Origin of the sequence: Micromonospora sp. NPDC049060 (genome assembly GCF_040649055.1) — a bacterium.
Taxonomy (GTDB): Bacteria; Actinomycetota; Actinomycetes; order Mycobacteriales; family Micromonosporaceae; genus Micromonospora; species Micromonospora reichwaldensis.
Genome location: NZ_JBEZEV010000075.1, coordinates 1 through 25,487 on the forward strand (window position 1 = coordinate 1; position 25,487 = coordinate 25,487).

Annotated in this window: 22 protein-coding genes and 1 pseudogene; 9 read left to right on the top strand and 14 right to left on the bottom strand. The window is 73.4% G+C overall.

All coding sequences use genetic code 11. The annotated features are described in order from the left end of the window. Nucleotides 1-102: 102 nt before the first annotated feature. Nucleotides 103-1,503 (bottom strand): IS30 family transposase, encoded by a 1,401-nt coding sequence (locus AB0B83_RS23035; protein ID WP_357579901.1) that lies wholly within the window; start codon nucleotides 1,501-1,503, stop codon nucleotides 103-105. Nucleotides 1,504-1,547: 44 nt separating this feature from the next. Here AB0B83_RS23035 and AB0B83_RS23040 point away from each other — a divergent pair. Both AB0B83_RS23040 and AB0B83_RS23045 read left to right on the top strand, forming a co-directional pair. Beyond that, nucleotides 1,548-1,841, top strand: a pseudogene (locus tag AB0B83_RS23040) (integrase core domain-containing protein); the annotation flags it as partial. 19 nt (nucleotides 1,842-1,860) lie between these two features. Beyond that, a complete protein-coding gene (locus tag AB0B83_RS23045; RefSeq protein ID WP_357579902.1) occupies nucleotides 1,861-2,262 on the top strand; it encodes a hypothetical protein in 402 nt (133 codons plus the stop codon). An 87-nt stretch (nucleotides 2,263-2,349) separates the two neighbouring features. Here AB0B83_RS23045 and AB0B83_RS23050 read toward each other — a convergent pair whose 3' ends face one another. The 6 genes from AB0B83_RS23050 to AB0B83_RS23075 form a co-directional block, all read right to left on the bottom strand. Further along, complete coding sequence (locus AB0B83_RS23050; protein WP_357579903.1) at nucleotides 2,350-3,135, bottom strand: M15 family metallopeptidase; 786 nt, start codon at nucleotides 3,133-3,135, stop codon at nucleotides 2,350-2,352. Between the two features lie 88 nt (nucleotides 3,136-3,223). Further along, nucleotides 3,224-4,213, bottom strand: coding sequence for an acetylxylan esterase (locus AB0B83_RS23055; RefSeq protein ID WP_357579904.1), 990 nt, complete (start codon nucleotides 4,211-4,213; stop codon nucleotides 3,224-3,226). A gap of 3 nt (nucleotides 4,214-4,216) precedes the next feature. Next, on the bottom strand, nucleotides 4,217-6,595 hold the full coding sequence (locus AB0B83_RS23060; protein ID WP_357579905.1) for a glycoside hydrolase family 3 N-terminal domain-containing protein: 2,379 nt from the start codon (nucleotides 6,593-6,595) through the stop codon (nucleotides 4,217-4,219). Further along, a complete protein-coding gene (locus AB0B83_RS23065) occupies nucleotides 6,592-7,413 on the bottom strand; it encodes a carbohydrate ABC transporter permease (protein ID WP_357579906.1) in 822 nt (273 codons plus the stop codon). The genes AB0B83_RS23060 and AB0B83_RS23065 overlap by 4 nt, the downstream gene beginning before the upstream one ends. Next, entirely contained in the window at nucleotides 7,410-8,351 is a 942-nt protein-coding gene (locus AB0B83_RS23070; RefSeq protein WP_357579907.1) for a sugar ABC transporter permease, read from the bottom strand. The genes AB0B83_RS23065 and AB0B83_RS23070 overlap by 4 nt, the downstream gene beginning before the upstream one ends. A gap of 8 nt (nucleotides 8,352-8,359) precedes the next feature. Continuing rightward, a complete protein-coding gene (locus tag AB0B83_RS23075; RefSeq protein WP_357579908.1) occupies nucleotides 8,360-9,658 on the bottom strand; it encodes an extracellular solute-binding protein in 1,299 nt (432 codons plus the stop codon). A 236-nt stretch (nucleotides 9,659-9,894) separates the two neighbouring features. Between AB0B83_RS23075 and AB0B83_RS23080 the strand changes: the two genes are divergently transcribed. Then, nucleotides 9,895-10,917, top strand: a complete 1,023-nt coding sequence (locus AB0B83_RS23080; RefSeq protein WP_357579909.1) for a LacI family DNA-binding transcriptional regulator — start codon at nucleotides 9,895-9,897, stop codon at nucleotides 10,915-10,917. A 205-nt stretch (nucleotides 10,918-11,122) separates the two neighbouring features. Here the strand turns inward: AB0B83_RS23080 and AB0B83_RS23085 are convergent, their stop codons facing one another. Both AB0B83_RS23085 and AB0B83_RS23090 read right to left on the bottom strand, forming a co-directional pair. After that, the gene (locus tag AB0B83_RS23085) at nucleotides 11,123-11,941 is read right to left on the bottom strand and encodes a peptidylprolyl isomerase (protein ID WP_357579910.1); all 819 of its coding nucleotides are present in this window, start codon (nucleotides 11,939-11,941) and stop codon (nucleotides 11,123-11,125) included. Nucleotides 11,942-12,027: 86 nt separating this feature from the next. Beyond that, nucleotides 12,028-13,359, bottom strand: a complete 1,332-nt coding sequence (locus AB0B83_RS23090; RefSeq protein ID WP_357579911.1) for a D-alanyl-D-alanine carboxypeptidase — start codon at nucleotides 13,357-13,359, stop codon at nucleotides 12,028-12,030. A 276-nt stretch (nucleotides 13,360-13,635) separates the two neighbouring features. Between AB0B83_RS23090 and AB0B83_RS23095 the strand changes: the two genes are divergently transcribed. The 3 genes from AB0B83_RS23095 to AB0B83_RS23105 all read left to right on the top strand — a co-directional run bounded on the left by AB0B83_RS23095 (nucleotide 13,636) and on the right by AB0B83_RS23105 (nucleotide 15,682). Next, nucleotides 13,636-13,968, top strand: a complete 333-nt coding sequence (locus AB0B83_RS23095; protein ID WP_311411144.1) for a cupin domain-containing protein — start codon at nucleotides 13,636-13,638, stop codon at nucleotides 13,966-13,968. A 44-nt stretch (nucleotides 13,969-14,012) separates the two neighbouring features. Further along, entirely contained in the window at nucleotides 14,013-14,753 is a 741-nt protein-coding gene (locus AB0B83_RS23100; RefSeq protein WP_357579912.1) for a YwiC-like family protein, read from the top strand. A gap of 200 nt (nucleotides 14,754-14,953) precedes the next feature. Beyond that, nucleotides 14,954-15,682, top strand: coding sequence for a methyltransferase domain-containing protein (locus tag AB0B83_RS23105; RefSeq protein WP_357579913.1), 729 nt, complete (start codon nucleotides 14,954-14,956; stop codon nucleotides 15,680-15,682). 1 nt (nucleotide 15,683) lies between these two features. On the opposite strand, the gene AB0B83_RS23110 is transcribed toward AB0B83_RS23105, so the two are convergent. Beyond that, nucleotides 15,684-16,424, bottom strand: coding sequence for a MerR family transcriptional regulator (locus AB0B83_RS23110; RefSeq protein ID WP_357579914.1), 741 nt, complete (start codon nucleotides 16,422-16,424; stop codon nucleotides 15,684-15,686). A 177-nt stretch (nucleotides 16,425-16,601) separates the two neighbouring features. On the opposite strand from AB0B83_RS23110, the gene AB0B83_RS23115 reads away from it, so the two are divergent. Beyond that, a complete protein-coding gene (locus AB0B83_RS23115; protein WP_357579915.1) occupies nucleotides 16,602-18,875 on the top strand; it encodes an excinuclease ABC subunit UvrA in 2,274 nt (757 codons plus the stop codon). Between the two features lie 367 nt (nucleotides 18,876-19,242). On the opposite strand, the gene AB0B83_RS23120 is transcribed toward AB0B83_RS23115, so the two are convergent. Both AB0B83_RS23120 and AB0B83_RS23125 read right to left on the bottom strand, forming a co-directional pair. Next, complete coding sequence (locus tag AB0B83_RS23120) at nucleotides 19,243-19,662, bottom strand: protein-tyrosine phosphatase family protein (RefSeq protein WP_357579916.1); 420 nt, start codon at nucleotides 19,660-19,662, stop codon at nucleotides 19,243-19,245. Between the two features lie 163 nt (nucleotides 19,663-19,825). Then, a complete protein-coding gene (locus AB0B83_RS23125) occupies nucleotides 19,826-20,425 on the bottom strand; it encodes an XRE family transcriptional regulator (RefSeq protein WP_357579917.1) in 600 nt (199 codons plus the stop codon). 80 nt (nucleotides 20,426-20,505) lie between these two features. On the opposite strand from AB0B83_RS23125, the gene AB0B83_RS23130 reads away from it, so the two are divergent. Further along, the gene (locus AB0B83_RS23130; RefSeq protein WP_357579918.1) at nucleotides 20,506-21,522 is read left to right on the top strand and encodes an NAD(P)/FAD-dependent oxidoreductase; all 1,017 of its coding nucleotides are present in this window, start codon (nucleotides 20,506-20,508) and stop codon (nucleotides 21,520-21,522) included. Nucleotides 21,523-21,742: 220 nt separating this feature from the next. Here the strand turns inward: AB0B83_RS23130 and AB0B83_RS23135 are convergent, their stop codons facing one another. Continuing rightward, nucleotides 21,743-22,063: a MazG-like family protein gene (locus AB0B83_RS23135; protein WP_357579919.1), complete on the bottom strand. Its 321-nt coding sequence runs from the start codon at nucleotides 22,061-22,063 to the stop codon at nucleotides 21,743-21,745. A 112-nt stretch (nucleotides 22,064-22,175) separates the two neighbouring features. Between AB0B83_RS23135 and gdhA the strand changes: the two genes are divergently transcribed. Continuing rightward, nucleotides 22,176-23,513: an NADP-specific glutamate dehydrogenase gene (gene gdhA / locus AB0B83_RS23140; RefSeq protein ID WP_357579920.1), complete on the top strand. Its 1,338-nt coding sequence runs from the start codon at nucleotides 22,176-22,178 to the stop codon at nucleotides 23,511-23,513. Nucleotides 23,514-23,586: 73 nt separating this feature from the next. On the opposite strand, the gene AB0B83_RS23145 is transcribed toward gdhA, so the two are convergent. After that, the gene (locus tag AB0B83_RS23145) at nucleotides 23,587-25,401 is read right to left on the bottom strand and encodes a substrate-binding and VWA domain-containing protein (protein ID WP_357579921.1); all 1,815 of its coding nucleotides are present in this window, start codon (nucleotides 25,399-25,401) and stop codon (nucleotides 23,587-23,589) included. Nucleotides 25,402-25,487 lie beyond the last annotated feature (86 nt).

The window sequence follows — 25,487 nt, forward strand, 5'->3', positions numbered from 1 at the left end:
TGAAGTCCCGCCTGGCCGTCGCCGCACTGGACAACGCCGCCGCCAGACGCGCCGGCCTGGCCGGCTGCATCCTGCACACCGACCGCGGATCCCAAGGCGGAATCAACCGGTCCTCGCAACACCGGTTTGTTGGAGCGATCGTAGATGTTCGTCGAGGGCTTCGGCTGGGGTCATCCAGCCGAGGGTTTTGCGGGGTCGGCTGTTGAGCGCATGGGCGACAGCGTTGATCTCGTCGGCGCTCCACCTGGACAGGTCGGTGCCTTTCGGGAAGTACTGCCGCAGCAGCCCGTTGGTGTTCTCGTTGGTGCCGCGTTGCCAGGGGCTGTGCGGGTCGGCAAAGAACACCGGGACGCCGGTTTCGACCGTGAAGCGTGCGTGCGCCGACAACTCCTTGCCGCGGTCCCACGTCAGCGACCTGCGCAGTTGCTCGGGCAGTTGGGTGATCGTCTCGGCGAGGGCTTTGCTCATCGTGATCGCTCCATAGCCGGCGAGGGCGGGGCCGTTCTTCGTCCGCGGAATCACGCCCCAGCCGGCTTCACGAGGCAGGTGGATCAGCATCGTGAACCTCGTGGTTCGTTCGACCAGTGTCCCGATCGCGGAGCGCTGCAACCCGATGATCAGATCCCCTTCCCAGTGCCCGGGGACGGCACGGTCGGCAACTTCGGCGGGCCGTTCACTGATCAGCGTCCCGTTGGTGACGTGTGCCCACGCGCGTTGCTTCGCGCGGGCTCGGGGAACGCGAAGCGCCCGGCCGGTCCGCAAGCAGGCGACGAGTTCGCGCTTGAGGGCGCCGCGGCTCTGGACATAGAGCGCCTGGTAGATCGCCTCGTGGCTGATGCGCATGGACTCATCCTCCGGGAACTCGGCCCTGAGCCTGCGAGAGATCTGCTCCGGGCTCCACCCGGTCGTCCATGCCCGATCGGCCCGGTGGGGCTTGTTGCGGCCCTTCCACTGCGGGCCCTGGGGTCCAGCAACCGGCCGGCCGTCCGCTGTTCGGATCGCACCGGCAAGCCGTTGCTGGACATACTCGCGGAGCCGCTCATTGGCCAGCAGTTTCGCGGTTTTCGGCCGGCGGGCTCGGCGTTCGGCATGCCACTGCGCGGTCGAGGCCTTGTAGTCCAACCGGTAGGTCCTGGTCGAGGCGTTGCGCCGCAACTCCCGCGAGATGGTCGACGGGTCCCGGCCGAGCCGGCGGGCGATCGCACGAACGCCCATGCCCTGCGCCCGCGCCAGAGCGATGTCCTCTCGTTCGCTGAACGAGAGATAGCGGCCCGACACTGTCGGCGGCAACGCAGGATTCACGCCGCCAGCGTGCCGGAACCACCGGAACCCGACCGGCGAGGACACGCCCGCCGCCGCGGCCGCGTCCTCGGTCATCACACCAGATCGGATCGCAGCCCAGAACTTGACCCGGTCCTCACGCCACGCCACCGTCGGCCGTCCCGGCGAAGGGAGCTGTCCCCGATACTCCCGAACCTGCTTCTGCCTTGGCCCAATACCCATCGCTCCACCTCTCCGACAAGGTGTTGCGACGACCAGTTGAATCCGCCCAATTCAGGTCCAGGAAGTTCGTCCGAGCCATCAACCGCCACCACATGACCGGATCGATGGGCCGAGTCGGCGCCGCCGGCGACAACGCCGCCATGGAATCCTTCTTCGGACTCCTGCAGAACAACGTCCTGAACCGGCGATCATGGACCACCCGCCAGCAACTCCGGATCGCGATCGTGACCTGGATCGAACGGACCTACCACCGCCGCCGACGCCAGCGATCGCTGTCCCGGTTGACCCCTGTCGAATTCGAGACCATCATACACGCACCGGCCAGTCAGGCCGCGTGACTACACCTGTCACCTGCCGGTGCAGCAGACCCTCTCCCTCGTCGTGGGCTACATCGTGGTCATTAGCCTGCACCAGGCATTCGTGGCGGCATTCGACCTGCCGCGAAGCATGCGCGTGCCGGTGTGGCTTGCCGCTGGTGTCTTCTACGGCGGCGTCGCAGCGGTTGTCGTCGCCGGCGCCGTCCTCGCCGTACGCATCGCCCTACGAGACGCACCCCACATCCGACACACTGCGGCGCGAATGACACTGCTGCTACCACCCGCTATCGCAGCCGCGATCGCCGCGGCGGCCGCATTCGCCTGGTCGCTCAACTACCCGCTCACCCCACTGGCGATCGCGGCCGAAGCGGCGATCATCCTCACCGCCTTCCTTGCAGCAACGGCGCTGGCCCGCCGCTGGTCCGTGACAGCGGCAGGGTAGTCCAGCCGGCGCAGCGGTCATAGTCTGAGCCAATCCTGCGCCTGGCCCCATCAAGGAATGCTGTGATCGACTTCGACACAGCCCTAGCTAGGACCCCGCCGGCCCGGCCGAGGAGCGGGCCACCGGCACGTCGAAGTAGGTGTCCGGCCAGGGTTCGTCGCGGTAGCGGTAGTGCCACCACTCGCGGTCGTAGTTGACGAAGCCCCCGTCGGTCATGAGCTGCCGCAGCAGCCGCCGGTTGTCCCGGGCCACGCCGGTGACCTGCGGCGAGTCGGTGTGCGCGAGCGGGTCGAAGCAGTCGAAGCCAGTGCCCATGTCGACGCCGTCGTCCGCGAACCGCTGCCCCTCGGGGGCGGTACAGGAGACCAGGGGCTGGCCCGGGACGTACGAGGGCTGGGTCGGGGTCGGCACGTCGACCAGGGTCAGGTCGAGCGTGCTGCCCCGGCTGTGGGCGGTGGGGGCGCCGATGTAGCCCTCGTCGAACAGCTCGGACTTGGCCACCCGGGGATAGAACTCGGCCTTCATCCGCTGCTCCCCGGGCTGCCCGGCCCACTCGACGAAGTCGTCGGCGGCCCGCTGCGGGCGGTAGCAGTCGTACACCTTCAGGCTGCGGGCCCGGGCGAGGGCGGCGTCCTGCACCCGGCGCAGCGCCTCGGCGGCCCGGCGGGTGAACAGGCAGAGCGGCTCGGCGTAACCGGCGACCGGGCGTCCGACGAAGTTGTGCGCGCCCGCGTACCGGATGTCGGTGCGGATGCGCGGGTCGACGTCGGTGAGGACGACGAGGCCCGGCCCGCGCGGCGTGGCCGCCGACGTCTGCGGGGCGGACGGTGCCGGCGACGGCGCGGGCCGGGTGCAGCCCGGCGCCAGCGCCACGATCACGACGGCCGCGACGGCCCGCCCACAAACGGTCGCGGTTCGCCGGCGGATCCGCGCTGGCCTGGCCACACCCCTGTCTATCAGGCTACGGGCCGTCGGGCGCCCGGTCCGGCGAGAGGTGTACGCGCAGGAAGCGCATCGCCGCCTCGTCGTCGTCGATCCCGCCGGCCTCGTGACCGTTGTAGCGCCAGACCGACAGCTCCGTCGGCCCCCGGCAGGCGTTGACGGCGGCGAAGACCGTCGACGGCGGCACGATCTCGTCCATCAGCGCGACGGAGAAGCGGGCCGGCAGGTGGCACCGGCGGGCGAAGTTCACCCCGTCGACGTAGGCCAGGGTGTCCAGCACCCGCTCCTCGGCGTGCCGGTGGACGGCCAGATAGTCGCGGATCTCCCGGTACGGCTGCGCGTCGGTGAGCACGATCGCGCGCGGGATGTCACACAGGAAGGGCACGCCGGCCACGACGGCCCGCAGGTCGGGCGTCAACGCGGCGACGGCGAGCGCCGCCCCGCCGCCCTGGCTGTGCCCGAGGACCGCGACCCGCGCCGGATCGACCGCCGGCAGGGTCCGGGCGGCGTCCACCGCCCGCACCGCGTCGGTGAGGAACCGCCGGTAGTAGTACGTGCGGGGGTCCGTCACGCCACGGGTGGCGACCCCGGGCGCCTCGGGGCCGGCGGCGGCCGGATCCGGGGTGTCCCCCCGGGCCCAGCCCGCCCCCTGCCCCCGGGTGTCCATCTGCAGGTGCGCGAACCCGGCCGAGGCCCACAGCAGGTTCTCCAGCGGGTGGCCCCGGCCGCCGCCGTAGCCGGCGTACTGCACGACGGTGGGCAGGGGCGACCCGGCGCCGCGCGGCAGCCGCAGCCAGGCCCGCACCGGCTGCCCGGCGAAGCCGGGAAAGGTCACGTCGAGCACGTCGATCGTGGCCAGCCCGGTGGGCACCGGCTCGGCGCGCACCGGCCAGCCGCACTCCCGCGACTCGGCGAGCGTGTCCGCCCAGAACCGGTCGAAGTCCGCCGGCTCCCGCACCCCGCCGCGGTACGCCCGCAGCTGCTCCTCGGGCAGGTCGGTGAGGGCCACCGCTCAGCCGGCCGACGGCGTGACGGCGAACCGGGGGTGCAGCCGCCGGGTGTGGTCGACGTGCCGGGCCGGACCACGCAGCGCGACCGCCGCCACGAGCCGGTGGTCCGTGCTGGACGCCGCCAGCCGCAGCTCCAGCTCCCCCGGCTCCACGACGCGCCGCCCGTCGCGCCCCGTGAAGGCGAACAGGTCGGCCGGCACCGCCAGGTCGATCCGGCAGGCCACGCCCGCCTCCAGCGGCACCCGCAGGTAGCCGACGAGGCGCTGCACGGGCTGGACCACCGAGGCCACCGGGTCGTGGGCGTACACCTGCACCACCTCGCTGCCCCACCGGGAGCCGGTGTTGCGCACCGTGAAGTGCAGCCGCAGCTCACCGTCGGTCGGCGCGAGCGGCTCGTCGACGACCAGGCCCGACCAGTCGAACGTGGTGTAGCCCAGTCCGTGCCCGAAGCCGAACGCCGGCGTCGGGTCGACGTTGGAGACGTCGCTGGCCTGGCCCAGCCGGGCCGACAGGTAGGTGGTCGGCTGCGCGCCCGGCCCCCGGGGCACGCTGACCGGCAGCCGCCCCTGCGGTGCGACCCGGCCGCTGAGCACGCCGGCGATGGCCGGGGTGCCCTCCTCGCCGGGGAAGAACGACTGCACGATCGCCGCCGCGTCGGTCACCGCCCGGCCCAGCGCGTAGGGCCGCCCGGCGAGCAGCGTCACCACCACGGGCGTACCCGTGTCCAGCAGCGCGTCGAGCAGGTGCTGCTGCGCCCCGGGCAGGGCCAGCGACTCGGCGTCGCAGCCCTCGCCGCTGGTGCCCCGCCCGAACAGTCCCGCCCGGTCGCCGAGCGCGGCGACGACCACGTCCGCGTCCCGCGCCGCCGCGACGGCCGCCGGCACCCCGGAGGTGTCGTCGCCGTCGACGGAGACGCCGGCCACGGTGACCACGACGCTGCCGGGGAACTCGGCGCGCAGCGCCGCCGCCAGGGTGGGCAGCGCGATGCCGACGGGCACCTCGGGATGCCGGGAGCCGACGTGGGCGGGGAACGAGTAGCAGCCCAGCACCGCCGTGGGGCTCTCCGCCTGCGGCCCGACCAGCGCGATGCGGGCCGGCCGGTCCAGCGGCAGGGTGCCGTCGTTGGCCAGCAGCACCACGGAGCGCTCGGCCACCTCGCGGGCCAGCGCCCGGTTGGCGGGCGGGTCCAGGTCGACGGTGCCGCGCAGCGCCTCCGGGTCGGACAGGTCGGCGCCCGCCAGCGCGGCCGGCACCGGGCTCCAGTCGGCGTCGAGGAGACCGAGCTGCGCCTTCTGCGTCAGCACCCGGCGCACCGCCCGGTCGATCAGTGCCTCCGACACCGCGCCGGCCGCGAGCGCCTCGCGCAGCGGCGCGCCGAACGTCTTCACCGTCGGCAGCTCGACGTCCACGCCCGCTGCCAGGGCCTCGGCCGCCGCCTCGGCCCAGCTGCCGGCCACGCCGTGCAGGGTGTGCAGGAAGGCGATGCCGAAGTAGTCGGCCACGACGGTGCCCGGGAAACCCCAGGCGTCGCGGAGCAGGCCGGTCAGCAGCTCCTCGTCGGCCGCCGAGGGCATCCCGTCGGTGTCGGTGTAGGCGTGCATCACCGACCGCGCGCCGCCCTCGCGTACCGCCATCTCGAACGGCGGGATGATCACGTCCGCGCGCTCGCGGGGGCCCATCGCCACCGGCGCCAGGTTGCGCCCGCCCCGGGAGGCGGAGTAGCCGGCGAAGTGCTTCAGCGTCGCCACCACGCCGGCGGACTCCAGGCCCCGCACGTACGCGGTGGCGACGGTGCCCACCAGGTAGGGGTCCTCGCCGATCGTCTCCTCCACCCGCCCCCAGCGCGCGTCGCGCACCACGTCGAGCACCGGGGCCAGCCCCTGGTGCACCCCGACGCGGCGCAGGTCGGCACCGATGGCCGCGGCCATCCGCCCGATCAGCTCCGGATCGAAGGTGGCGCCCCAGGACAGCGGCACGGGGTACGCGGTGGCACCCCAGGCGGCGAAGCCGGCCAGGCACTCCTCGTGCGCCATCGCCGGGATGCCGAACCGGTTGGCGGCGGCGACGCGCTGCTGGGTCCGCAGCAGCGACAGTGCGCCGAGCGCGGGATCGACGGGCGCGGTCCCGAACGGCCGGGTGAGCTGGCCGAGGCCGACGTCCAGCAGGTCGTCCAGGTCGACCGGTTCCTCCATGTCGTGCTGGTACGGCGCGACCTCTCCCCCGTCGGCGGCGGCGCCGACCCAGACGCCGTAGAGCTGGGCCACCTTCTCCGGCAGGGTCATCGCGGCGACCAGGGCGTCCACCCGGGTCGCGAGGTCGAGGGTCGGGTCGGTCCAGATCGCGGTGCCGGGGGCGATGTCGAGGGTCACGTTGTCGGTCACTTTCCTCCGACGCCCATCAGCCCCTGCACCAGGGCCCGCCGGGCGAACAGATAGACGAGCAGGACGGGCACCATCGACAGCACGACCGCGGCGAGCAGGCCGGGTATGTTGATCCCGTACTGCGTCTGGAAGTTGTAGAGGCCGAGGGTGATCACCTTGGTGGAGTCGGACTGGGTGAGGATCAGCGGGAACAGGAAGCCGTTCCACGCCTGGAGGGCGGAGAAGACCGCGATCGTGGCGATCCCGCCGCGCGACAGCGGCAGCACCAGCTGGGCGAAGACCCGCGCCGGGCTGGCGCCGTCGATGGCCATCGCCTCGTACAGGTCGGGGGTGATGTCCCGCATGACGCCGCTGAGGATCAGCGCGCACACCGGCAGCGAGAACGCGGCGGTGGGCAGGATGACGCCGACGAGGTTGTCGTAGAGCCCCGCCTTGCTGATCAGGTAGAAGATCGGCACGATGACCGCCTGCGCCGGGATCGCCAGGCCCAGCAGGAACAGCCGGAACACACCGGAGGTGAGCCGGCTGCGGCTGCGCACGATGGCGTACGCCAACGGCGGCACGAGCAGCAGCACGATGGCCACCACGCTCACCGTCACCACGAGGGTGTTGAACAGGTAGCGGCCGAAGCCCTCGTCGAAGGCGCCGGTGTAGTTGTCGAGGGTGAAGGTGTCGGGCGGGACGAGCGGGCCGTTGCGGCCGTAGCCCTCGCGGGTCTGCACGGTGGTCGCGAGCATGACGTAGATCGGCAGGCCGACCACGAGGAGCCAGGCCAGGGCGGCGATGCCGGCCAGCCAGTTGGGGCGGTGCCGCTTCACAGGCCCTCCATCGTGGAGCGCATCTTGTCGTAGCCGGAGACCCGGACCACGATCAGCGAGATGACGGTGGCGACGACGACGAGGAGCAGGGCGATGGCCGCCCCGGCGCCGAAGTCGAAGCTGCGGAACGCCTGCTCGTACATGTGGTAGGCGGTGATGGTGGTGTCGGTCCCCGGCCCGCCCTGGGTGAGGATCAGCACGGTGTCGAACGTGGTCAGGCCGCCGACGACCATGAGCACCACGGAGGTGATCATGGCGTTGCGCAGCTGCGGCAGGGTGACGTGGCGGAACTGCTCCCACCGGCCGGCGCCGTCGACCTCGGCGGCCTGGTAGAGCACCGCCGGCACGGCGCGGGCCGCGCCCTGGTAGATCAGCGCGTGGAACGGGATGAACTGCCAACTGCCGACGAAGACCAGCACGGCGATCGCGCCCGTCCGGCTGCCGAAGAGGTTGCCGTCGCCGAACAGCCACGGGGCCTGACCGGGCACGCCGAAGTTCGGGTCGAGCAGCGCCCGCCACAGCACCGACACGGCGGTCGCCGACAGCAGCAGCGGCAGGAAGAAGATGGCGGAGAGCACGGCCCGGTTGCGCTGCGGCCCGGCCGCCCACACGCCGATCAGCAGGCTCAGCGGCGTCTGGACCAGCACGCCGAGGGCGGTGAGCAGGACGCTCAGCCACAGGCTGTTGATCATCACTGGGTCGCGGGCGAGCCGCTGCCAGTTGTCCAGCCCGACGTACTCCGGCGAGCCGAGGCCCGCCCAGCTGGTGAAGCTGAGCACGACCACGAGGACCAGCGGGACGAGCGCGAAGAGCCCGAAGAACAGGGTGGCGGGCAGCGCCCAGGCGAAGCCCGGGCGGCTGAGGGTGGGGCCGCCCGGGCGTCGTCGGGCCCGTCGCTGCTCCGTCGCGGTGGAGGCGGCGAGGGTGGTGGTGGACATGGTCGCGCTCAGCCCGCCTGGAGGGACTGCATCGCCTTGATGAAGCCGGCGGCGTCCAGCCGGCCGTTGCAGTACTGCTGCACGGCCTGGTGGATGGTCGTGGTCGCGGCCGGCGGGTACGCCTGGTCCCAGGAGAGCTGGAAGTTCGGGGCCTCCTTGACCAGGGTGAACTGGTACTTCAGGTAGTCCGGGTTGGTGGCGCCGTCGAGGAACTTCTCGGTGTTGGTGGTGGTGGGCAGGTTGCCGATGGCGAGCTGCGCCTGGACGAACTCGTCGGAGTACTGGAGCTTGAGGAACTCCGCCACCGCCTCCGGGTGCTTGGTCTTCTTCAGCACGGAGTAGAAGTTGTTGGTGTTGCCGACCACGTTGCGCGGGTCACCCTTGCCGCCCGGGACGCTCGGGAAGGCGCTCCAGCCGAGGCCCTCGGCGGCGAAGGTCGGGTTGGCGTCGTGGTGGGTCGAGTAGTTCCAGGAGCCCATCAGCTCGAAGCCGGCCTTGCCGCTGGACAGCAGTGCCGGAGAGCCGCCGTCGGTGAACTTGACCGAGTCGAAGTTGGTGCCGAACGCGCCCGCGTCGGTCAGCTGCCGCAGCAGCTCCAGGGCGCGGCGGCTCTCCGGGCTCTCCCAGGCGCTCTTGTCGCCGCCGAGCGCCTTGGCGAACAGCTCGGGGCCGGCCACCCGGTCGTAGAGGTACTGGTACCACATCTGGGTCGGCCACTGGTCGCCGCCGCCGAGGGCGATCGGCGTGATCCCCTTGCCCTTGAGCGTCCGCACGGCCGCCAGCAGGTCGTCCCACGTCTTCGGCGGGGTGATGCCGGCGTCGGCGAGGACCTTCTTGTTGTGGAACAGCAGCACCGGCTGGGTGCCGCGCATCGGCACCCCGTACGCCTTGCCGTCGACCATTGCAGTGTTGAAGACCGACGGCAGGAAGTTCGCCTTCAACCCCGGGTCCTTGGCGATCATGTCGTCGAGCGGCAGCAACAGGTCTGCCTTGACGAACGGGGTGATGCTGCCGCCGCCCCAGTTGAAGAAGACGTCCGGCGCCTGCTTGGTGTTGATGATCGTCTGGAGCTTGGTCTGGTAGTCGGCGCCGGGGATCGTGTCCAGCACCGCCTTGACCTTCGACGTCTTGTTGAACGTGTCGACGAGCTGCTTCTCGACCTTGTTGGTGGCGTCGCCGTAGACCAGGATGCGGATCTCGTCCTGGCCGGCGGCCGAGTCACCGTCGCCGCAGGCGGTCAGTGGCAGCGCCAGCGCCAGGGCGGCGCCGAGCGCGACGACGCGGGCGAGCCGCGTACGTACAGTCATGATCGACCTCTCGTGGTGGGGGTGTGGTGGGGGACGTCGCCGCTGGCGCGACGACCGAAAGGTGTCCGACAAGTTTCCGGAATACTTCCGTAACTCGTCCGAACGCTAGAACCGACCTGCCGTGTCGTCAACCCCCGATCGTGGGGCAAGATGGCCCCTGGAGCGGCCCCGCCGTTCCGGACGTTTTTCGGTGGTCACGGGTACGGTCGGTCTTCCGACCGGTGAAGGAGACGCGGGTGGACGGCGACGACGGGCGCAGGATCACCATCACCGCCATCGCGCGGGAGGCCGGGGTCTCGGTGCCGACCGTGTCGCGGGTGCTCAACGGGCGCTCGGACGTGGCTCCCGGCACCCGCGAGCGGGTGGAGGAGCTGCTGCGCCAGCACGGCTACCAGCGCCGCGGCAGCCGCACGGTCAGCCGCGTCGGCCTGGTCGACCTGGTCTTCAACGACCTGGACAGCCCCTGGGCTGTCGAGATCATCCGGGGGGTCGAGGACGTCGGGCACGGCGCGGGCGTCGGCACGGTGGTCTCCGCGATCCACCGCCAGTCGACCGCCGCTCGGCAGTGGTTGCAGAACCTGCGGGCCCGCGCCACCGACGGCGTCATCTTCGTGACCTCGCACCTGAGCCCGCCGCTGCACGCGCAGCTGCGCCGCCTCAACGTGCCAGTGGTCGTCATCGACCCGGCCGGCGTGCCCGCCACCGACGTGCCCACCGTCGGCGCCACCAACTGGGCCGGCGGGCTCGCCGCGACCGAGCACCTGCTGTCGCTCGGGCACCGGCGGATCGGCTTCGTCGCCGGGCCGACGCACCTGCTGTGCAGCCGGGCCCGCCTGGACGGCCACCGGGCCGGGCTGGAGGCGGCCGGGGTGCCGGTGGAGGACCGCCTGGTGCATCCCGGCGACTTCTACCACGCCTCGGGCTTCGCCGCCGGCACGGCGCTGCTCGACCTCGACGACCCGCCGACGGCCATCTTCGCGGCCAGCGACCAGATGGCCTTCGGCGTCTACGAGGCCGTCCGCCGCCGCGGGCTGCGGATCCCCGACGACGTCAGCGTCGTGGGCTTCGACGACCTGCCCGAGGCCCGCTGGGCCTCACCGCCGCTGACCACCGTCCGGCAACCGCTTGTGGAGATGGGTCGCCTGGCCGCCCGGACCGTGCTGCGGCTGGCGCAGGGCGAGGGCATCGACTCCCCCCGGGTGGAACTCGCCACCAACCTGGTCGTCCGGGACAGCACGGCGCCCCCGCGCCGGCCGTGAGCGCCACCGCGCGGCTCGCCGTCCGGCCGCGGCGCTCCCGACAGCGTTCCGGAAGTTCCGGAGGATCGCCACCGGCCTGACCACCGGAAGCCACCGCGCGCGGGCCGGCGGATGTTCCGGACCGGCGCGCCGGCCCCGCCGTCGCGGACCGGCCGGACGTACCGGAACGGGGCCGCGGCCGGCGGGGAGCACCGGGCCTTCGGGTTCAGTGGTGCGGGTGGTGGTGCTTGACCGCGCGCCGGATGTCCACCGGCAGGGCGGGCGCGCCGTCGACCGGCGCGGGGTCCTCGACGGTGGGGGTGATGCCGCCAGCGGCGATCCGGTCCAGGGTGGCCAGGCCGGCGGCGTCGATCGAGCCGAACACCGTGTAATTGGGGCGCAGCGCCGAGTCCGACTGGACCAGGAAGAACTGGCTGCCGTTGGTGTCCGGGCCGGCGTTGGCCATGGCGAGGGTGCCCCGGGCGTAGAGCCGGCGTACGCCGGTCGGGTCGGTCGGCGCGGGCGGCAGGTCGGTGGGTAGCTCGTCGGCGTAGCGGTAGCCGGGGCCGCCGGAGCCGGTGCCGGACGGGTCACCGCACTGGAGCACCTTCAGCGTCGGGTACGCGGTGAGCCGGTGGCAGGAGGTCCGGTCGTAGAAGCGGTGGCGCACCAGGTGCAGGAAGCTCTGCACGGTGCAGGGGGCCGCCTCCCGGTCGAGGGTCAGCCCGATCGGCCCCTGGTTGGTGCGCAGCGTGACGCGCACGCTGCCCCGGTCGGGGGTGCGCCTCGGGTCGGGCGGCAGCGGGACCGGCCTGGCGGCGGGGTCCTCGGGCGTCTCCGTGTAGGCGCACGGGCCGGGCGTGACCCGGGAAACGGCGGCGTCGGCCGGGGCTCCGCCGGGCGCGGCGACCGCTGCGGCGCCGCCACCGGTGACCAGCGCGCCCGCGACCAGGGCCACCCCGGCGAAGCGGGACAGCGTACGGGCCGGCCGGCGGGGCGCCTCGATCGACGGCGGGACGGGGTGCGGTCGGGGTTCGCTCGACACGGGGATCCTCCTGGACTCGTGGCGCTGGAAAGACCGGAGTCTATGGATCCCGTCGTCGCTTGTCGATCCGCCCCGCCCGGTCGAGGTCAGGAAGGGGCCCTGCCGTACCGGCGCCGGGCCGCCCGGCGGCGCCAGAGCAGCGCCGCCCCCAGCAGCGCGACCGCCCCCGCCGCGAGCGCGGCGACGGGCCACCGGGCGATCAGCCCGTCCTCGAGCGGGCCGCTGGCCGCGGCCGGGCGCGGATCGACGGTGGCGGCGAGCGCGGGTGGCGAGGGGGTCGCCGAGGCGGTCAACTCCCCGGGCTCGACCAGCCGGCCGACGGCGGAGCCCCGCGGCAGCGTGAAGCCCCAGTCGAGCAGGGCGGCGCCCTGCTCCCAGCCCCGTGCGGGCTGCGGCTCGGCACCGAGCAGCGTGACCACCAGCCGCCGCCCGTTGCGCTGGGCCGCCCCGACGTAGGTGTGCCGGGCCAGGTCGGTGAAGCCGGTCTTGCCGCCGAGCGCGCCCGGGTAGCGGTAGACGAGCTGGTTCTCGTTCTGGATCTCGAAACCCTTGGTGCGCTGCGCCGGCTGGGCGGGGATGCGGTGCGTCTCGGTCAGCGCGTACCGGCGGAACGTCGGGTCGGCGAAGCAGGCCCGGGCGACCAGCGCCAGGTCGTACGCGCTGGTGAACTGGCCTCGTCCGTCGAGACCAGAGGGGGTCACCGCGTGGGTCTGGAGGGCGCCGAGGCGGTGCGCCTCCTCGTTCATCGCCCGCACGCCGCCGGCCATTCCGTCCGGCCCGCCGCCGAGGCGCGCCAGCACGTTGGCCGCCTCGTTGCCGGACTGGAGCAGCAGCCCGAGCCAGACGGTCTCGATCCGGTACCGCCCGCCGGCGACCAGCCCGACGGCCGAGGAGCCGGGTTCGATGTCCATGTCCCCGGCGGTGACGGTGACGACCTGCTGCGGGTCGAGTCGGGGCAGCATGGTGGCCGCCAGCAGCAGCTTCTGCACGCTGGCCGGGGTGCCGTACTCGTGCGGGCCGCAGCCGCCCAGCACCTGGCCGGTGTCCAGGTCGGCGACCAGCCACGAGGTCGCGGTGACCGCCGGCGGGCGCGCGGCCCCCGCCGGGACGATCAGACCGGCGGTGTCGAGCGCCTGGCCGCCCACGGCCCGCTCCTCCGGCACAGCCGGCGGCGGTGACGGACGCGGCGGCCGGGACACCCTGGGCGCGGGCGCCTTCGGGCAGGGCGCGGACCCGACGGCCCCGGGCGCGGACCCGACGGCCCCGGGCGCGGACGGCGCCACGCCGGGCGGGGACGCGACGACGCCGGGCGAAGTCACGGGAGCGACGGGACCGGCCGGGCCGGCCGCCGCGGGGACGGGAGCGCCGGTGCCGAGGAGGACGGCGGTCGCCGTGGCCGCCAGCAGCCGAACCTTCATGCACCGCACCCTAGTCGGCGGAGTTCGGGGCGCGGGCCGGGTTCTCCAGGCCCGGGGGCCCGGGACGGGTCGAAGGCGTGGCCGGCTCACCTTCCGCCCGACCGTTTCCGCGGCGCGGACTCACCGGTTCCGGGACCATCGGCCCTGCCGCGGGGCCCGGCCGGGGCGGAAGCTGGAGACTGAAAGCGGTACCCGATCTTCCGGTTTACGTGCCGGGCGCCGCCGCAGGCGGCATCCCCGCCCCGCGGGCCGCCCGACACCGACGAAGGGACGACCATGGAAGCCCTCTCGCTGACCCGCCTCGCCGACGAGCAGCTCGCCGCCGCGCGGGAGGCCGACAGCGGACGCAGCGCACGCTCCCTGCACGCGGGCCGGGACCGCCGCCTGCGGCAGACCCTGCTCGCCCTGCGCGGCGGCCGGTCCCTCGACGAGCACGACAGCCCGGGCGAGGCGACGCTGCAGGTGCTCGTGGGGCGGGTGCGCCTGGTGGCCGGGGACGAGTCCTGGGAGGGCGACGCCGGCGACCTCGTGGTCATTCCGCCGCTGCGGCACGCGCTGCACGCCGTCACGGACGCCGCCGTCCTGCTCACCGTGACGCCGCGGCCGTGAGCACCGTCCCGGCCCGTCGTCACCGCCCGGCCGGGAGCCCCGCCGTGGCCGCCCCCGGCCACGCTCCGGGCCGGGGCCGGTCGCCGAGCTGGGTGCCGCCGCAGCACGGCGCATGGGCGATGCTGCTGCTGCCCTTCCTGGCGGCACTGACCGTCACCGGCCCGCACCCGCTGCACCTTCCCCTGCTCGGGGCCGCGCTCGCCGGATACCCGCTGTCCTACTTCGGGTTGCAGGCGGTCAAGACCGGACGGATCCGCCGGGTGCGCCCGCACCTCGTCGGGTACGGGCTCGCCACCGTCGCGCTCGGCACGCCGGTGCTGGTGGCCCGGCCCGCGACGCTCGCCTACGCCCCGTTCTTCGTGGCCCTCGCCGCCGTCAACGCCGGCTACGCGCGCCGGCGGCGCGACCGGGCGTTCGTCAACGACCTCGCCTTCGTGACGCAGTGCGGCCTGCTCGGTCTCGTCGTCGCCACGGTCGCCGGGGTGCCGTGGACCGGCGTGGTCGGGGTGACGGTCGTGGCGCTGGGCTACCTGGTCGGCACCGTCGTGCACGTCAAGACGATGATCCGGGAGCGGGACAGCGTCCGGTACCGGTGGGTGTCGTGGACGTACCACGCCGTCGTCGCGGTCGCCGCCGCGCTCTGGGCGCCGGTGCCGGTCGCCGTGGTCTTCGCGGTGCTGCTGGCCCGGGCGGTGCTGCTCGCCGGGCGCCCGGTCGCGCCGATGCGGGTGGGGCTGGTCGAGACGGCGTGCGCCCTGCTGGTGCTGGCGGCGGTGGCGCTCTGACCTCGGCGGCGGTGGCGCTCTGAGCCCGGCGGGGGCGGGGCGCTGCCGGGCCCCGTCGGCCCGCGTCGACGGGAGGACTCCCACGGGGCGGGACGCACCGCGTCGGTTGGCTCACAAGCCGTTGCCTCCGGCAGCGCTCACCGACTAGAACCGGGGAACGATCGCCCGGACCGCCCGGCGACGGTGGCGAGGTGATGGCCGTGGCTCTGATCTCCTACGACGACGCCGACGCGGCAGCCTTCGCCGCCACCCGGGAGCTGCCGCGCAGCGGCCTGGACCGGTGGCGGCACGCGGTGCAGCAACACCTTCGGCCGCGTACCGGCACCACGCTGCTCGACCTCGGGGCCGGCACCGGCGCCTGGGCCACCGCCTTCACCGAGTGGTTCGGCGCCCGGGTGGTGGGGGTGGAGCCCGCCGGGGCGATGCGCTCCCGCGCCAGCCACCGGCCACTGCTCGCCGGCGACGCCGTCGCGCTGCCGCTGCGCGACTCCGTGGCGGACGCCGCGTGGCTGTCCACGATGGTGCACCACATCCCCGACCTCGACGCGGCGGCGCGGGAGCTGCGCCGGGTGCTCCGCCCGGGCGCGCCCGTGCTGATCCGCTCGCCGTTTCCCGGCCGGCACCAGCGGATCACGCTGTTCCGCTGGTTCCCGGAGGCGGTACGCGTCCTCGAGACCTATCCGGACCTGGCGCGCGTGCGGGCGGCGTTCGCCACGGCCGGGTTCACCGTCAGCACCGTCGAACCCGTCGCGCAGACCACGGCGGCGTCGCTGGCCGAGTTCGCCGAGCGCCTCGACCGCCGGGCCCACACCCCGCTCCAGTCGATCACCGACGAGGAGTACGCCGACGGCCTGGCCCGGCTCCGGGCCGCCGCCGACAGGGCGAGCGGCCCGGTCGTCGACCACCTCGACCTGCTGGTGCTGCGCTGAGTCACCCGGGCAGGGCCGGGTCGCGGTGGCGCAGGTAGTCGTACAGCGCGGCCGAGGCGTGCAGCCGCCGCAGGCTGCGCCGGTGCAGTTCCTGCTCCCGCTTGGCCAGCTCCGCGTGGACCCGCTGGGCACTGCCGGTGGTACGCATCTCGCCGAGCACCGCCGCGACGATGTCGAACGGGTACGCGCCCCGGCGCAGCAGCGCCACGACCTGCGCGGCGCGCAGCTCGGCCGCGTCGTACACCCGGTAGCCGGTGCCGCGCTCGCGGACCGGCCGGAGCAGGCCGCGCTGCTCCCACAGCCGTAGCTGCGAGGTGCGGACGCCGACCAGGTCGGCGACCTCGCCGATGCGGGCCCCGCGCCGGGGCGCCGGCAGGACGGCGGCCGGGCTGGTCACCACGGTCTCGAACGCGCCGAGCACCCGCCGGATGTCGGCCCGCTCCCGGTCCAGCTCGGCGTGGCCGGCGTCGAGCGCCGCCAGCGCCGCCGCCAGGTCGCCCCGGTGCACCGCGGCCATCACCTCCCGGGTACGCGCCCAGCCGTGCCCCTCGGCCATCCGCCGGACCACCGCCAGCGCCCGCACGTGGTCGCCGGTGAAGACGCGGTAGCCGGCGGGCGTGCGCTCGACCGGCGGCAGCACGCCGAGGTCGACGTAGTTGCGCACCTGCTGGACGGAGATGCCCGCGGTCGCCGCGACCTCCGCCCCCCGCCACCGTCCGGCCCGTCCTCCCGCATCCACCACCGGGCCACCCTACCGGTCTACACGTGGTTTGAGACTTTCCCTCTTACTCCGGGCCGTTGGCCCCGCAGGAGGAGGTGAAACCCTCCACGGGAGGTTGAATGAGACGATTGAAGGCGGCCTGGCCCCCGTAGATGTACCCCGGGCGGGACTCCGCCCACGATCTCGCGAAGGGTTCGCATGCAGCAGCCAGCACGGTCCGCCGCCGACAGTCACGACATGATCGAGGTACGCGGCGCCCGGGAGAACAACCTCGCCTCCGTCTCGGTGGACATCCCCAAGCGCCGGCTGACCGTCTTCACCGGGGTCTCCGGCTCCGGGAAGTCGTCCCTGGTCTTCGGAACCATCGCCGCAGAGTCGCAGCGCCTGATCAACGAGACCTACAGCGCCTTCCTCCAGTCGTTCATGCCGAACGTGAGCCGACCCGACGTCGACTCGCTGCGCAACCTCAGCGCGGCCATCGTCGTGGACCAGGAGCGGATGGGCGCGAACTCGCGCTCCACCGTCGGCACCGCCACCGACGCGTACGCGATGCTGCGCATCGTCTTCAGCCGGCTCGGCACCCCGCACGTGGGTGGGGCCGGCGCGTTCAGCTTCAACCTGGCCGAGGGCATGTGCCCGGCCTGCGAGGGCCTCGGGCGGGTCTCCGACCTCGACGTCGACGAACTCGTCGACGTGGAACGCTCGCTCAACGACGGCGCGATCAAGGTGCCCAACTTCGCCGTCGACTCGTGGTACTGGCAGACCATCGTCCACTCCGGTCTGTTCGACCCCGACACGAAGCTCCAGGACTACACGCCGCAGCAGTGGGAGGACTTCCTCCACAAGCCGTCCACGAAGATCAAGGTGGGCAGCAACAACTGGACGTACGAGGGCCTGGCGGTCAAGGTACGCCGGCTCTACCTGGCCAAGGACCGCGAGTCGATGCAGGCGCACATCCGGGCGTTCGTCGACCGGGCGGTCACCTTCACCACCTGCGCCGACTGCGGCGGGACCCGGCTCAACGCGGCGGCGCTCTCGTCCCGGATCGCCGGGCGCAACATCGCCGAGTGCTCGGCGATGCAGATCAGCGACCTGGCCGGGTTCGTCCGAGCCATCGACGACCCGTCGGTCGCCCCGCTGACCGGCAACCTGCGCGACCTGCTCGACTCGCTGGTCGAGATCGGCCTGGGCTATCTCAGCCTGGACCGCGAGTCCGCCACCCTCTCCGGCGGCGAGGCGCAGCGGGTGAAGATGGTCCGGCACCTCGGCTCGAGCCTCTCCGACGTCACGTACGTCTTCGACGAACCGACGGTCGGCCTGCACCCGCACGACATCGCCCGGATGAACGACCTGCTGCTGCACCTGCGCGACAAGGGCAACACGGTGCTGGTCGTCGAGCACAAGCCCGAGACGATCGCCATCGCCGACCACGTGGTCGATCTCGGGCCCGGGGCCGGCACGGCCGGCGGTCGGATCTGCTTCACCGGTGACGTCGCCGGCCTGCGCCGCTCCGACACCCCCACCGGCCGGCATCTCGACCACCGGGTACGCCTGCGCGAGCACGTACGCCGGCCGGCCGGCCAGCTGTCGATCCGCAACGCCGACCTGCACAACCTGCGCGACGTCGACGTCGACATCCCGCTCGGGGTGCTGACCGTGGTGACCGGCGTGGCCGGCTCCGGCAAGAGCTCACTGATCCACGGCTCGCTGCACCGCCGCGACGGCGTGGTGGTCGTCGACCAGTCACCGATCCGGGGTTCCCGGCGCAGCAACCCGGCCACCTACACCGGCCTGCTGGACCCGATCCGCACCGCCTTCGCCAAGGCCAACGGGGTCAAGGCCGCGCTGTTCAGCGCCAACTCCGAAGGCGCCTGCCCCACCTGCAAGGGCATCGGCCTGGTCTACACCGACCTGGCGATGATGGCCGGCGTCGCCTCGGTCTGCGAGCGGTGCGAGGGGCGACGCTTCACCGACGAGGTGCTCACCTACCGCCTGCGCGGGAAGAACATCAGCGAGGTGCTCGCGATGCCGGCCACGGAGGCCCGGGACTTCTTCCCCGGCGGCCCCGCCCGGGCGATCCTCGACCGGCTGGTCGACGTCGGGCTCGGCTACCTCACCCTGGGCCAGCCGCTCAACACGCTCTCCGGCGGCGAGCGGCAGCGGCTCAAGCTGGCCATCCGCATGGCCGACAGCGGGAGCACGTACGTCCTGGACGAGCCGACCACCGGCCTGCACCTGGCCGACGTGGACCAACTGCTCGCCCTGCTGGACCGGCTGGTCGACGCCGGCAACACCGTCGTCGTCATCGAGCACCACCAGGCGGTCATGGCGCACGCCGACTGGCTGATCGACCTCGGCCCGGGGGCGGGACACGACGGCGGCCGGATCGTCTTCACCGGCACGCCGGCCGACCTGGTCGCCCACGGCGACACGCTGACCGCCCGTCACCTGCGCGAGTACGTGGGCCGCTGAGCCACCGGCCGGACGGCGCCGCCAGCCGGCGCGCCCAACGCCGTAACGGCGACACCGACGCCGCGACCGGGGTGAGCAGCCCGACGATGATCAGCAGGGCGTCGAGGAAGAGCGTGGCGAGTACGACGAGAACGGCCAGCGACGCCACGGTGCGGGCGGTCACCGACGCCGGGCGGGCCGGCGCCCGGTGGGCGCCGTGCTGGCGGACGGGGATGCGGGATGGAGCCATGGCGCCTGGTACCTGCCTCGGAGATCGGGGTGCGGCGCCACTCCTACCCCCTGTGACCTGCCCAAACACGTCCGATGACAAGCACCACAACCCGCCGCGCCCGCCCGCCCCGGCGCAGGGAGTCACCGCTGCGGTGCGTCAGGGGAGGCGGCGCAGCCAGCGACGCTGCCAGGGCGTCTCCACGGCCCGCGGGCGGTAGGTGGCACGCACCCAGTCCACCGCCTGCTCGGGCGGCAGCCCGTCGAGGATCGCCAGCGCCGCCAGCGCGGTGCCCGTGCGCCCGGTGCCGCCCCGGCAGGCCACCTCGACGCGTTCGCCGTCGTGGGCGCGACGCAGGGCCTCGGTCAGCGCGTCGATCGCGTCCGCCCGGTCGACCGGCACCCAGAAGTCGGGCCACCGGATCCGCCGGTGCGGCCAGGCGGGCGTCGGCCCGGGTGCCAGCAGCAGGGCGAAGTCGGCGGGCGACGCCTCGTCCGCGATCCGTCGTCCCCGCACCCGCGCCCCACTCGGCAGTACGACGACCCCCGCCTGCTCGCCCCACACCCGTACGTCACTCATCCCCCCATCCTCACGTCCGCCCCGCTCCCCCGCCGCCCCGCCGCGCCCTCAATCTCCATGTTGATCATGAAGTTATCGACCGATTCGATCTCCAGAAGCGGCAACAACTTCATGATCAACGGAGGGTGGGCGGGAGGGAGGGGCGCGGGGTGGGGGTTGGGGGTCAGGGTTGGGAACGGGGTTCGGTTTTCGGGCGGGCGCGGAGGTGGGCGCGTTCGCCCTGCCTGCCGAAGAGGCTGAGGAACTCGACCGGCTCGGCGTCGGCCGACCCGAACCAGTGCGGTACGCGGGTCTCGAACTCCGCCGCCTCCCCCGGCGTGAGCACGAGGTCCTGGTCGCCGAGGACGACCCGCAGCCGCCCGTTGAGGACGTAGAGCCACTCGTAGCCCTCGTGGGTCTGCGGATCGGGCTCCGCCCTGCGACCGCCGCCCGGGATCACCAGCTTGTACGCCTGGATGCCGCCGGGCCGGCGGGTCAGGGGCAGCATGGTCATCCCGTGGCGGGTGACCGGGCGCAGGTGGACGCGCGGGTCGCCGGTGGACGGGGCGTCGACGAGTTCGTCGAGCGTGACGCCGTGCGCCCTGGCCAGCGGGAGGAGCAGTTCGAGGGTGGGCCGGCGGGAACCGGACTCCAGCCGGGAGAGCGTGCTCACCGAGATGCCGGTCGCCGCCGACAGGTCGGCCAGGGTGGTCTCCCGCTGCCGGCGCAGCGCGCGCAGCCGGGGACCGACCGCGCCGAGCGTCTGGTCCAGGTCGTCGCCCATGCCGCCATCTTGCCACTATGGCAACAATGTTTGCCACCGTGGTAGCGGCGACCGCATCGTGGTCGCGGGAGGTGGTCACGGTGACCGATCGGTTGGACGGCAGCTACGACGTGGTGGTGATCGGGGGTGGCGCCGCGGGGTTGAGCGGGGCGCTGACGCTGGCCCGGGTGCGACGTTCGGTGGTGGTGCTCGACTCGGGCGCGCCGCGCAACGCCCCGGCGGAGGGCGTGCACGGGTTGCTGGCCCGCGAGGGGATCCGGCCGGCCGAGCTGCTGGAACGCGGCCGGGCGGAGGTACGCGGCTACGGTGGCCGGGTGGTCACCGGCGAGGTCGCCGCCGCGAACCGCGACGACGACGGCTTCACGGTGACGCTGGCCGACGGTCGGACGCTCCGCGCGCGCCGGCTGCTGGTGGCCACCGGGCTGGTGGACGAGCTGCCGGACGTCCCGGGCCTGCGGGAGCGCTGGGGCAGGGACGTGCTGCACTGCCCGTACTGCCACGGCTGGGAGGTCCGCGACCGGGCCATCGGCGTGCTGGCCAGCGGGCCGTTCTCGGTGCACCAGGCGCTGCTGTTCCGGCAGTTGAGCGCCGACGTCACGTACTTCCAGCACACCATGGCGCTCACCGCCGAGCAGGCGGAGCAGCTGGCGGCCCGGGAGATCCGCGTGGTCGACGGCGAGGTCGCGTCCCTGGAGGTCGTGGAGGACCGCCTCGTGGGCGTACGGCTGGGCGACGGCACTCTCGTGCGCCGGGAGGCGCTGGCCGTCTCGTCGCGGATGGTGGCGCGCGCCGGCTTCCTCGCGGCGCTCGGGCTGCGGCCCGCGGCACACCCGGCGGGGGTCGGCGAGCACGTCCCCTCCGACGCGACGGGCCGCACCGACGTGCCCGGGGTGTGGGTCGCCGGCAACGTCACGGATCCGGCGGCCCAGGTCGGTGCCGCCGCGGCGGCCGGCGTGGTCGTCGCGGCGCAGATCAACGCCGATCTGGTCGCCGAGGAGACCCGACGGGCCGTCGCCGCCCACCGCGCCCCGTTCTCCGCGCGCTCGGAGGCGGCACTCTGCGAGCAGGTGGTGGGCGACCGTCGCCACGGCCTCTGACGTCCCGACAGGCACCGGTGGGCCGCCGCGCCGGAAACGCGGCGACCCGGCGGGTGCACGGCGACCCAGCCGGAAGTCGACATCACGCGGGCGCGGCGGCCCAGCCCGGGATGTGGCCCCGGCGGACGCGGCGACTCAGCCCGGGAAGCGGACCGACGCGGGCGCCGCGACTCAGGTGGGAGACGGACCGAGCGGGCGCGGCGGCTCCGGGCGCGGCGGCTCAGGCGGGAGGCGGACCGACGCGGGCGCGGGCCTTTCTGGCGCACGCGTCGAGCACGAGACGGGAGTCCAGCCCGAGGCTCTCGATGGCGACCAGCGCGGTGAACGCCGCGTCCGCCAGTTCCGCCGCCACGTCCTCGCGGCTGTGCGTGACGCCCTTGCGCGGGTTCTGGCCGAGCAGACCGATCCAGGCGCTCGCCGCCTCCCCCGCCTCCTCGGTCAGCTTGAGGATCCGGCAGGTCATTTCGGTCTGTCCGGTGCCGTTGGCGGCGTCCAACCAGCCGCGCGAGGCCCGGACCGCGTCCCAGATCGACTCGTCCACGCGACCAGTGAACCGGACGGAGGTCACGGTCCGTATCGCGGGACGGTTGGCGGGTAACCGGGTCCGGGTGGTAGCAACAGGGTCTACCAGCGCAAGTGAAGGGACGTGTCGTATGCCGGAGACCGTGGAGACGGTGTTCACCAGCGTGGTCGCCCGCAATCCGGGCGAGCCGGAATTCCACCAAGCGGTACGCGAGGTGCTGGAGAGCATCGGCCCGGCGCTGGCCAGACACCCCGAGTACGCCGAGGCGCGGATCATCGAACGGATCTGCGAGCCGGAGCGGCAGGTCATCTTCCGGGTGCCGTGGGAGGACGACCGCGGCCGGATCCAGGTCAACCGGGGCTTCCGGGTGGAGTTCAACAGCGCGCTCGGGCCGTACAAGGGCGGGCTGCGCTTCCACCCGTCGGTCTACCTGGGGATCGTGAAGTTCCTGGGCTTCGAGCAGATCTTCAAGAACGCGTTGACCGGGCTGTCGATCGGTGGCGGCAAGGGCGGCGCGGACTTCGACCCGAAGGGTCGCTCGGACCGGGAGGTGATGCGGTTCTGCCAGAGCTTCATGACCGAGCTGTACCGGCACATCGGCGCGGAGACCGACGTGCCGGCCGGGGACATCGGCGTGGGCGGCCGCGAGATCGGCTACCTGTTCGGCCAGTACAAGCGGATCACCAACCGGTACGAGTCGGGGGTGCTGACCGGCAAGGGCCTGGCGTACGGGGGCGCGCAGGTGCGCCGCGAGGCGACCGGCTACGGGGCGGTCTTCTTCGCCGACGAGATGCTCCGGCAGACCGGGGACAGCCTGGAGGGCAAGCGGGTCGTGGTCTCCGGCTCCGGCAACGTGGCGATCTACGCGATCGAGAAGGTGCACCAGCTCGGCGGGCGGGTGGTCGCCTGCTCCGACTCGTCCGGCTACGTCCTCGACGACAAGGGCATCGACCTGGAGCTGCTGCGGGAGCTGAAGGAGCAGCGCCGGGCCCGGCTCGACGACTACGCCCGGCACGTGCCGCACGCGGTGGCGGTCTCCGGCCGTACCGTCTGGGAGGTGCCCTGCGAGCTGGCGCTGCCGTGCGCGACGCAGAACGAGATCGGCGGCGCGGAGGCCGCGGCGCTCGTGGCCGGCGGCTGCGTCGCGGTGGTGGAGGGCGCGAACATGCCCACCACGCCGGAGGCGGTACGCATCCTCGGCCGGGCCGGGGTGCGCTTCGCGCCGGGCAAGGCGGCCAACGCCGGCGGCGTGGCGGTCAGCGCGCTGGAGATGCAGCAGAACGCCAGCCGGGACTCGTGGACGTTCGCCGAGTCGGAGCAGCGGCTGCGCGACATCATGCGCAACATCCACGACCGCTGCTGGAGCACCGCCGAGGAGTACGGGCTGCCCGGCGACTACGTGGCCGGGGCCAACATCGACGGGTTCCGCCGGGTGGCGGAGGCGATGCTGGCCCACGGCCTGATCTGACGGGGCGGCCGGTCCGCCGTGCCAGCGCCGCCGCGGCCGACGCGCGTCGTCACGCCCCGGCGGCACCGGCGGCTCAGAAGCTGCTGACCAGCTTCACGAACGCCTCGTCGATCATGGCGGGGTCGGTGGCGTCGAACGCCTTGCCGGACGACGCCTTGGCGATCCGGTCCAGCGTGGCGAAGTCCGAATCCCCGTCGAAGGCGATGCAGAAGACCTTCACCGGGCGCCGCGGGTCCAGGGCGACGTCGGCGAGCAGCCGGGCCAGGTCGTTGTCCCGGGGGTACTCGTTCTTGCCGTCGGTCAGCACGACGACGGCGTTGATCCGGTCCGGGTCGTACCGCTCGAGCACCTGCTCGTGGGCGGCCCGGACCGTCGCGTAGAGCGCCGTGTCCCCCGCGACGTGCAGGCCGGCAATCCGGCTGTTGATCCGCTTCTGGTCGAAGTCGCCGAGCCGGACCTCCTCCCGGTACGGGCCGTCGGGCCGCTTCGAGGTCTCCGAGGAGAACGACCAGAGCCCGACCCGGTCCTCGGAGTTGAGCAGCGCGAGCCCCTTGGCCGCCGCCGCCGAGGCGACCTGGAAGCGCGTGCTGTCGCCGACCGGGGCCTGCATCGACCCGGAGGTGTCCAGGGCGATCAGGATGTTGGCCTTCTTGCGCAGCGTGCTCCAGTCGTCCAGCATCGCCTCGACCACCTCCGGGTTCGGCGGCGCGAAGTAGTTCAGCCCGCCGGTGGGCTCGGCGCCTACGCTGGCGAGCAGCTCCGCCGAGGCGCTGCGCTCGTGGTCGCGGAAGCCGAGGCGGACGAAGCTCTCCTGCTGGTCGTCCGCGGTCAGGAACTTCAGGAAGTCGTCCGCCGCCGCGCGCTGCCGTTCGTCGGCGGAGGGGAGCACCACGAAGGGGTGGTCCAGGTTGAAGGTGCCCTCCTTCGGGTGTACGGCGACCAGCGGCACCTTCGGCCGGGGGCCCCGCTCCTGGCCTTCCTGCCGCGGGCTCAGCCCGCCCTCGTTGTAGAGGTGGACCAGCTCCTCCTGCATGACGATGGCGCTCATGTCGCCGGTGCTGGCGCCCCCGCCGGCCAGGTCGGCCTCGGCGAGGTCGCGCAGCAGCTCCACCGAGTCGTCGCTGTAGTGCGACACGTTGGCCTCGATCTGCCGGACGAACCGGGTCACCTTCGGATCCGCCAGGTCCGACGTGGTGAGGTCGCTGGAGCGCTTCGCGGCGGCGTAGTAGGTGGCGATGGTCGCCGCCAGACCCGAGGTGGAGAGGTTCGGGTTGTCCTTGCCGAAGGTGAAGCGGCCCCACTCCGGTTTGCCGAAGCCCGCCCAGCCCTGCCGCCCGGAGAGGCCGAGGATCTCCCCCCAGCCCAGCGGCCCGCGCTGGCGTACCAGCTCGCCCTTGGGCTGCGGCATCGCGATGACAAGCGGGCTGTTGGCGATCGACGGATAAGGGCCCGGGGTCTGCGGCGCCCGCCCGGCGGCCTTGTCGAGCAGCCGCAGCTGGCCCGTCCAGAGGCTCGACGTCGGCAACCAGACCTGCGGCTGCGGCAGGCCGGTGCCGCTCCAGCCGGCGGCCAGTGCCTCGGTGGCCTTGCCCGAGTTCAGGGCGCTGACGTGCACCTGGGCGCAGCCGCCGCCGTCGAGCGAGCGGTCGCTGTCGTTGTACCGTTTCGCCAGCTCGACCAGCAGCGCCGCCTTCTCGGTCGAGGAGTTCACGTCCAGGCGGACGGCACAGTCGGCCCGGGGCCGGTCGGTGCCCGCGTCCCGCTGCCGTACGAGCACGAACGCCCCGACGATGACCAGCAGCCCGGCGGTGACGGCCGCGGTGTACGGCAACCACTGTCGTGCGCGCGGCGGGGCTGGGGCCATGGCGACGTCCTCCTCGGCGGTCAACTGGTGGCAGTCAACCTATCGGTGCGGTGCCACCGGCAGCGCCCGACCCGGCGTCCGGGACGAACCGCCCCCGCCCACCCGCGTTC

Bases quoted from the DNA above. Each gene is read 5' to 3' on its own strand.
- AB0B83_RS23075 (WP_357579908.1), bottom strand. From the start codon at position 9,658: ATGACTGTACGTACGCGGCTCGCCCGCGTCGTCGCGCTCGGCGCCGCC.
- AB0B83_RS23095 (WP_311411144.1), top strand. From the start codon at position 13,636: ATGGAAGCCCTCTCGCTGACCCGCCTCGCCGACGAGCAGCTCGCCGCC.
- AB0B83_RS23115 (WP_357579915.1), top strand. From the start codon at position 16,602: ATGCAGCAGCCAGCACGGTCCGCCGCCGACAGTCACGACATGATCGAG.
- AB0B83_RS23070 (WP_357579907.1), bottom strand. From the start codon at position 8,351: ATGTCCACCACCACCCTCGCCGCCTCCACCGCGACGGAGCAGCGACGG.
- AB0B83_RS23125 (WP_357579917.1), bottom strand. From the start codon at position 20,425: ATGGGCGACGACCTGGACCAGACGCTCGGCGCGGTCGGTCCCCGGCTG.
- AB0B83_RS23120 (WP_357579916.1), bottom strand. From the start codon at position 19,662: ATGAGTGACGTACGGGTGTGGGGCGAGCAGGCGGGGGTCGTCGTACTG.
- AB0B83_RS23090 (WP_357579911.1), bottom strand. From the start codon at position 13,359: ATGAAGGTTCGGCTGCTGGCGGCCACGGCGACCGCCGTCCTCCTCGGC.
- gdhA (WP_357579920.1), top strand. From the start codon at position 22,176: ATGCCGGAGACCGTGGAGACGGTGTTCACCAGCGTGGTCGCCCGCAAT.
- AB0B83_RS23035 (WP_357579901.1), bottom strand. From the start codon at position 1,503: ATGGGTATTGGGCCAAGGCAGAAGCAGGTTCGGGAGTATCGGGGACAG.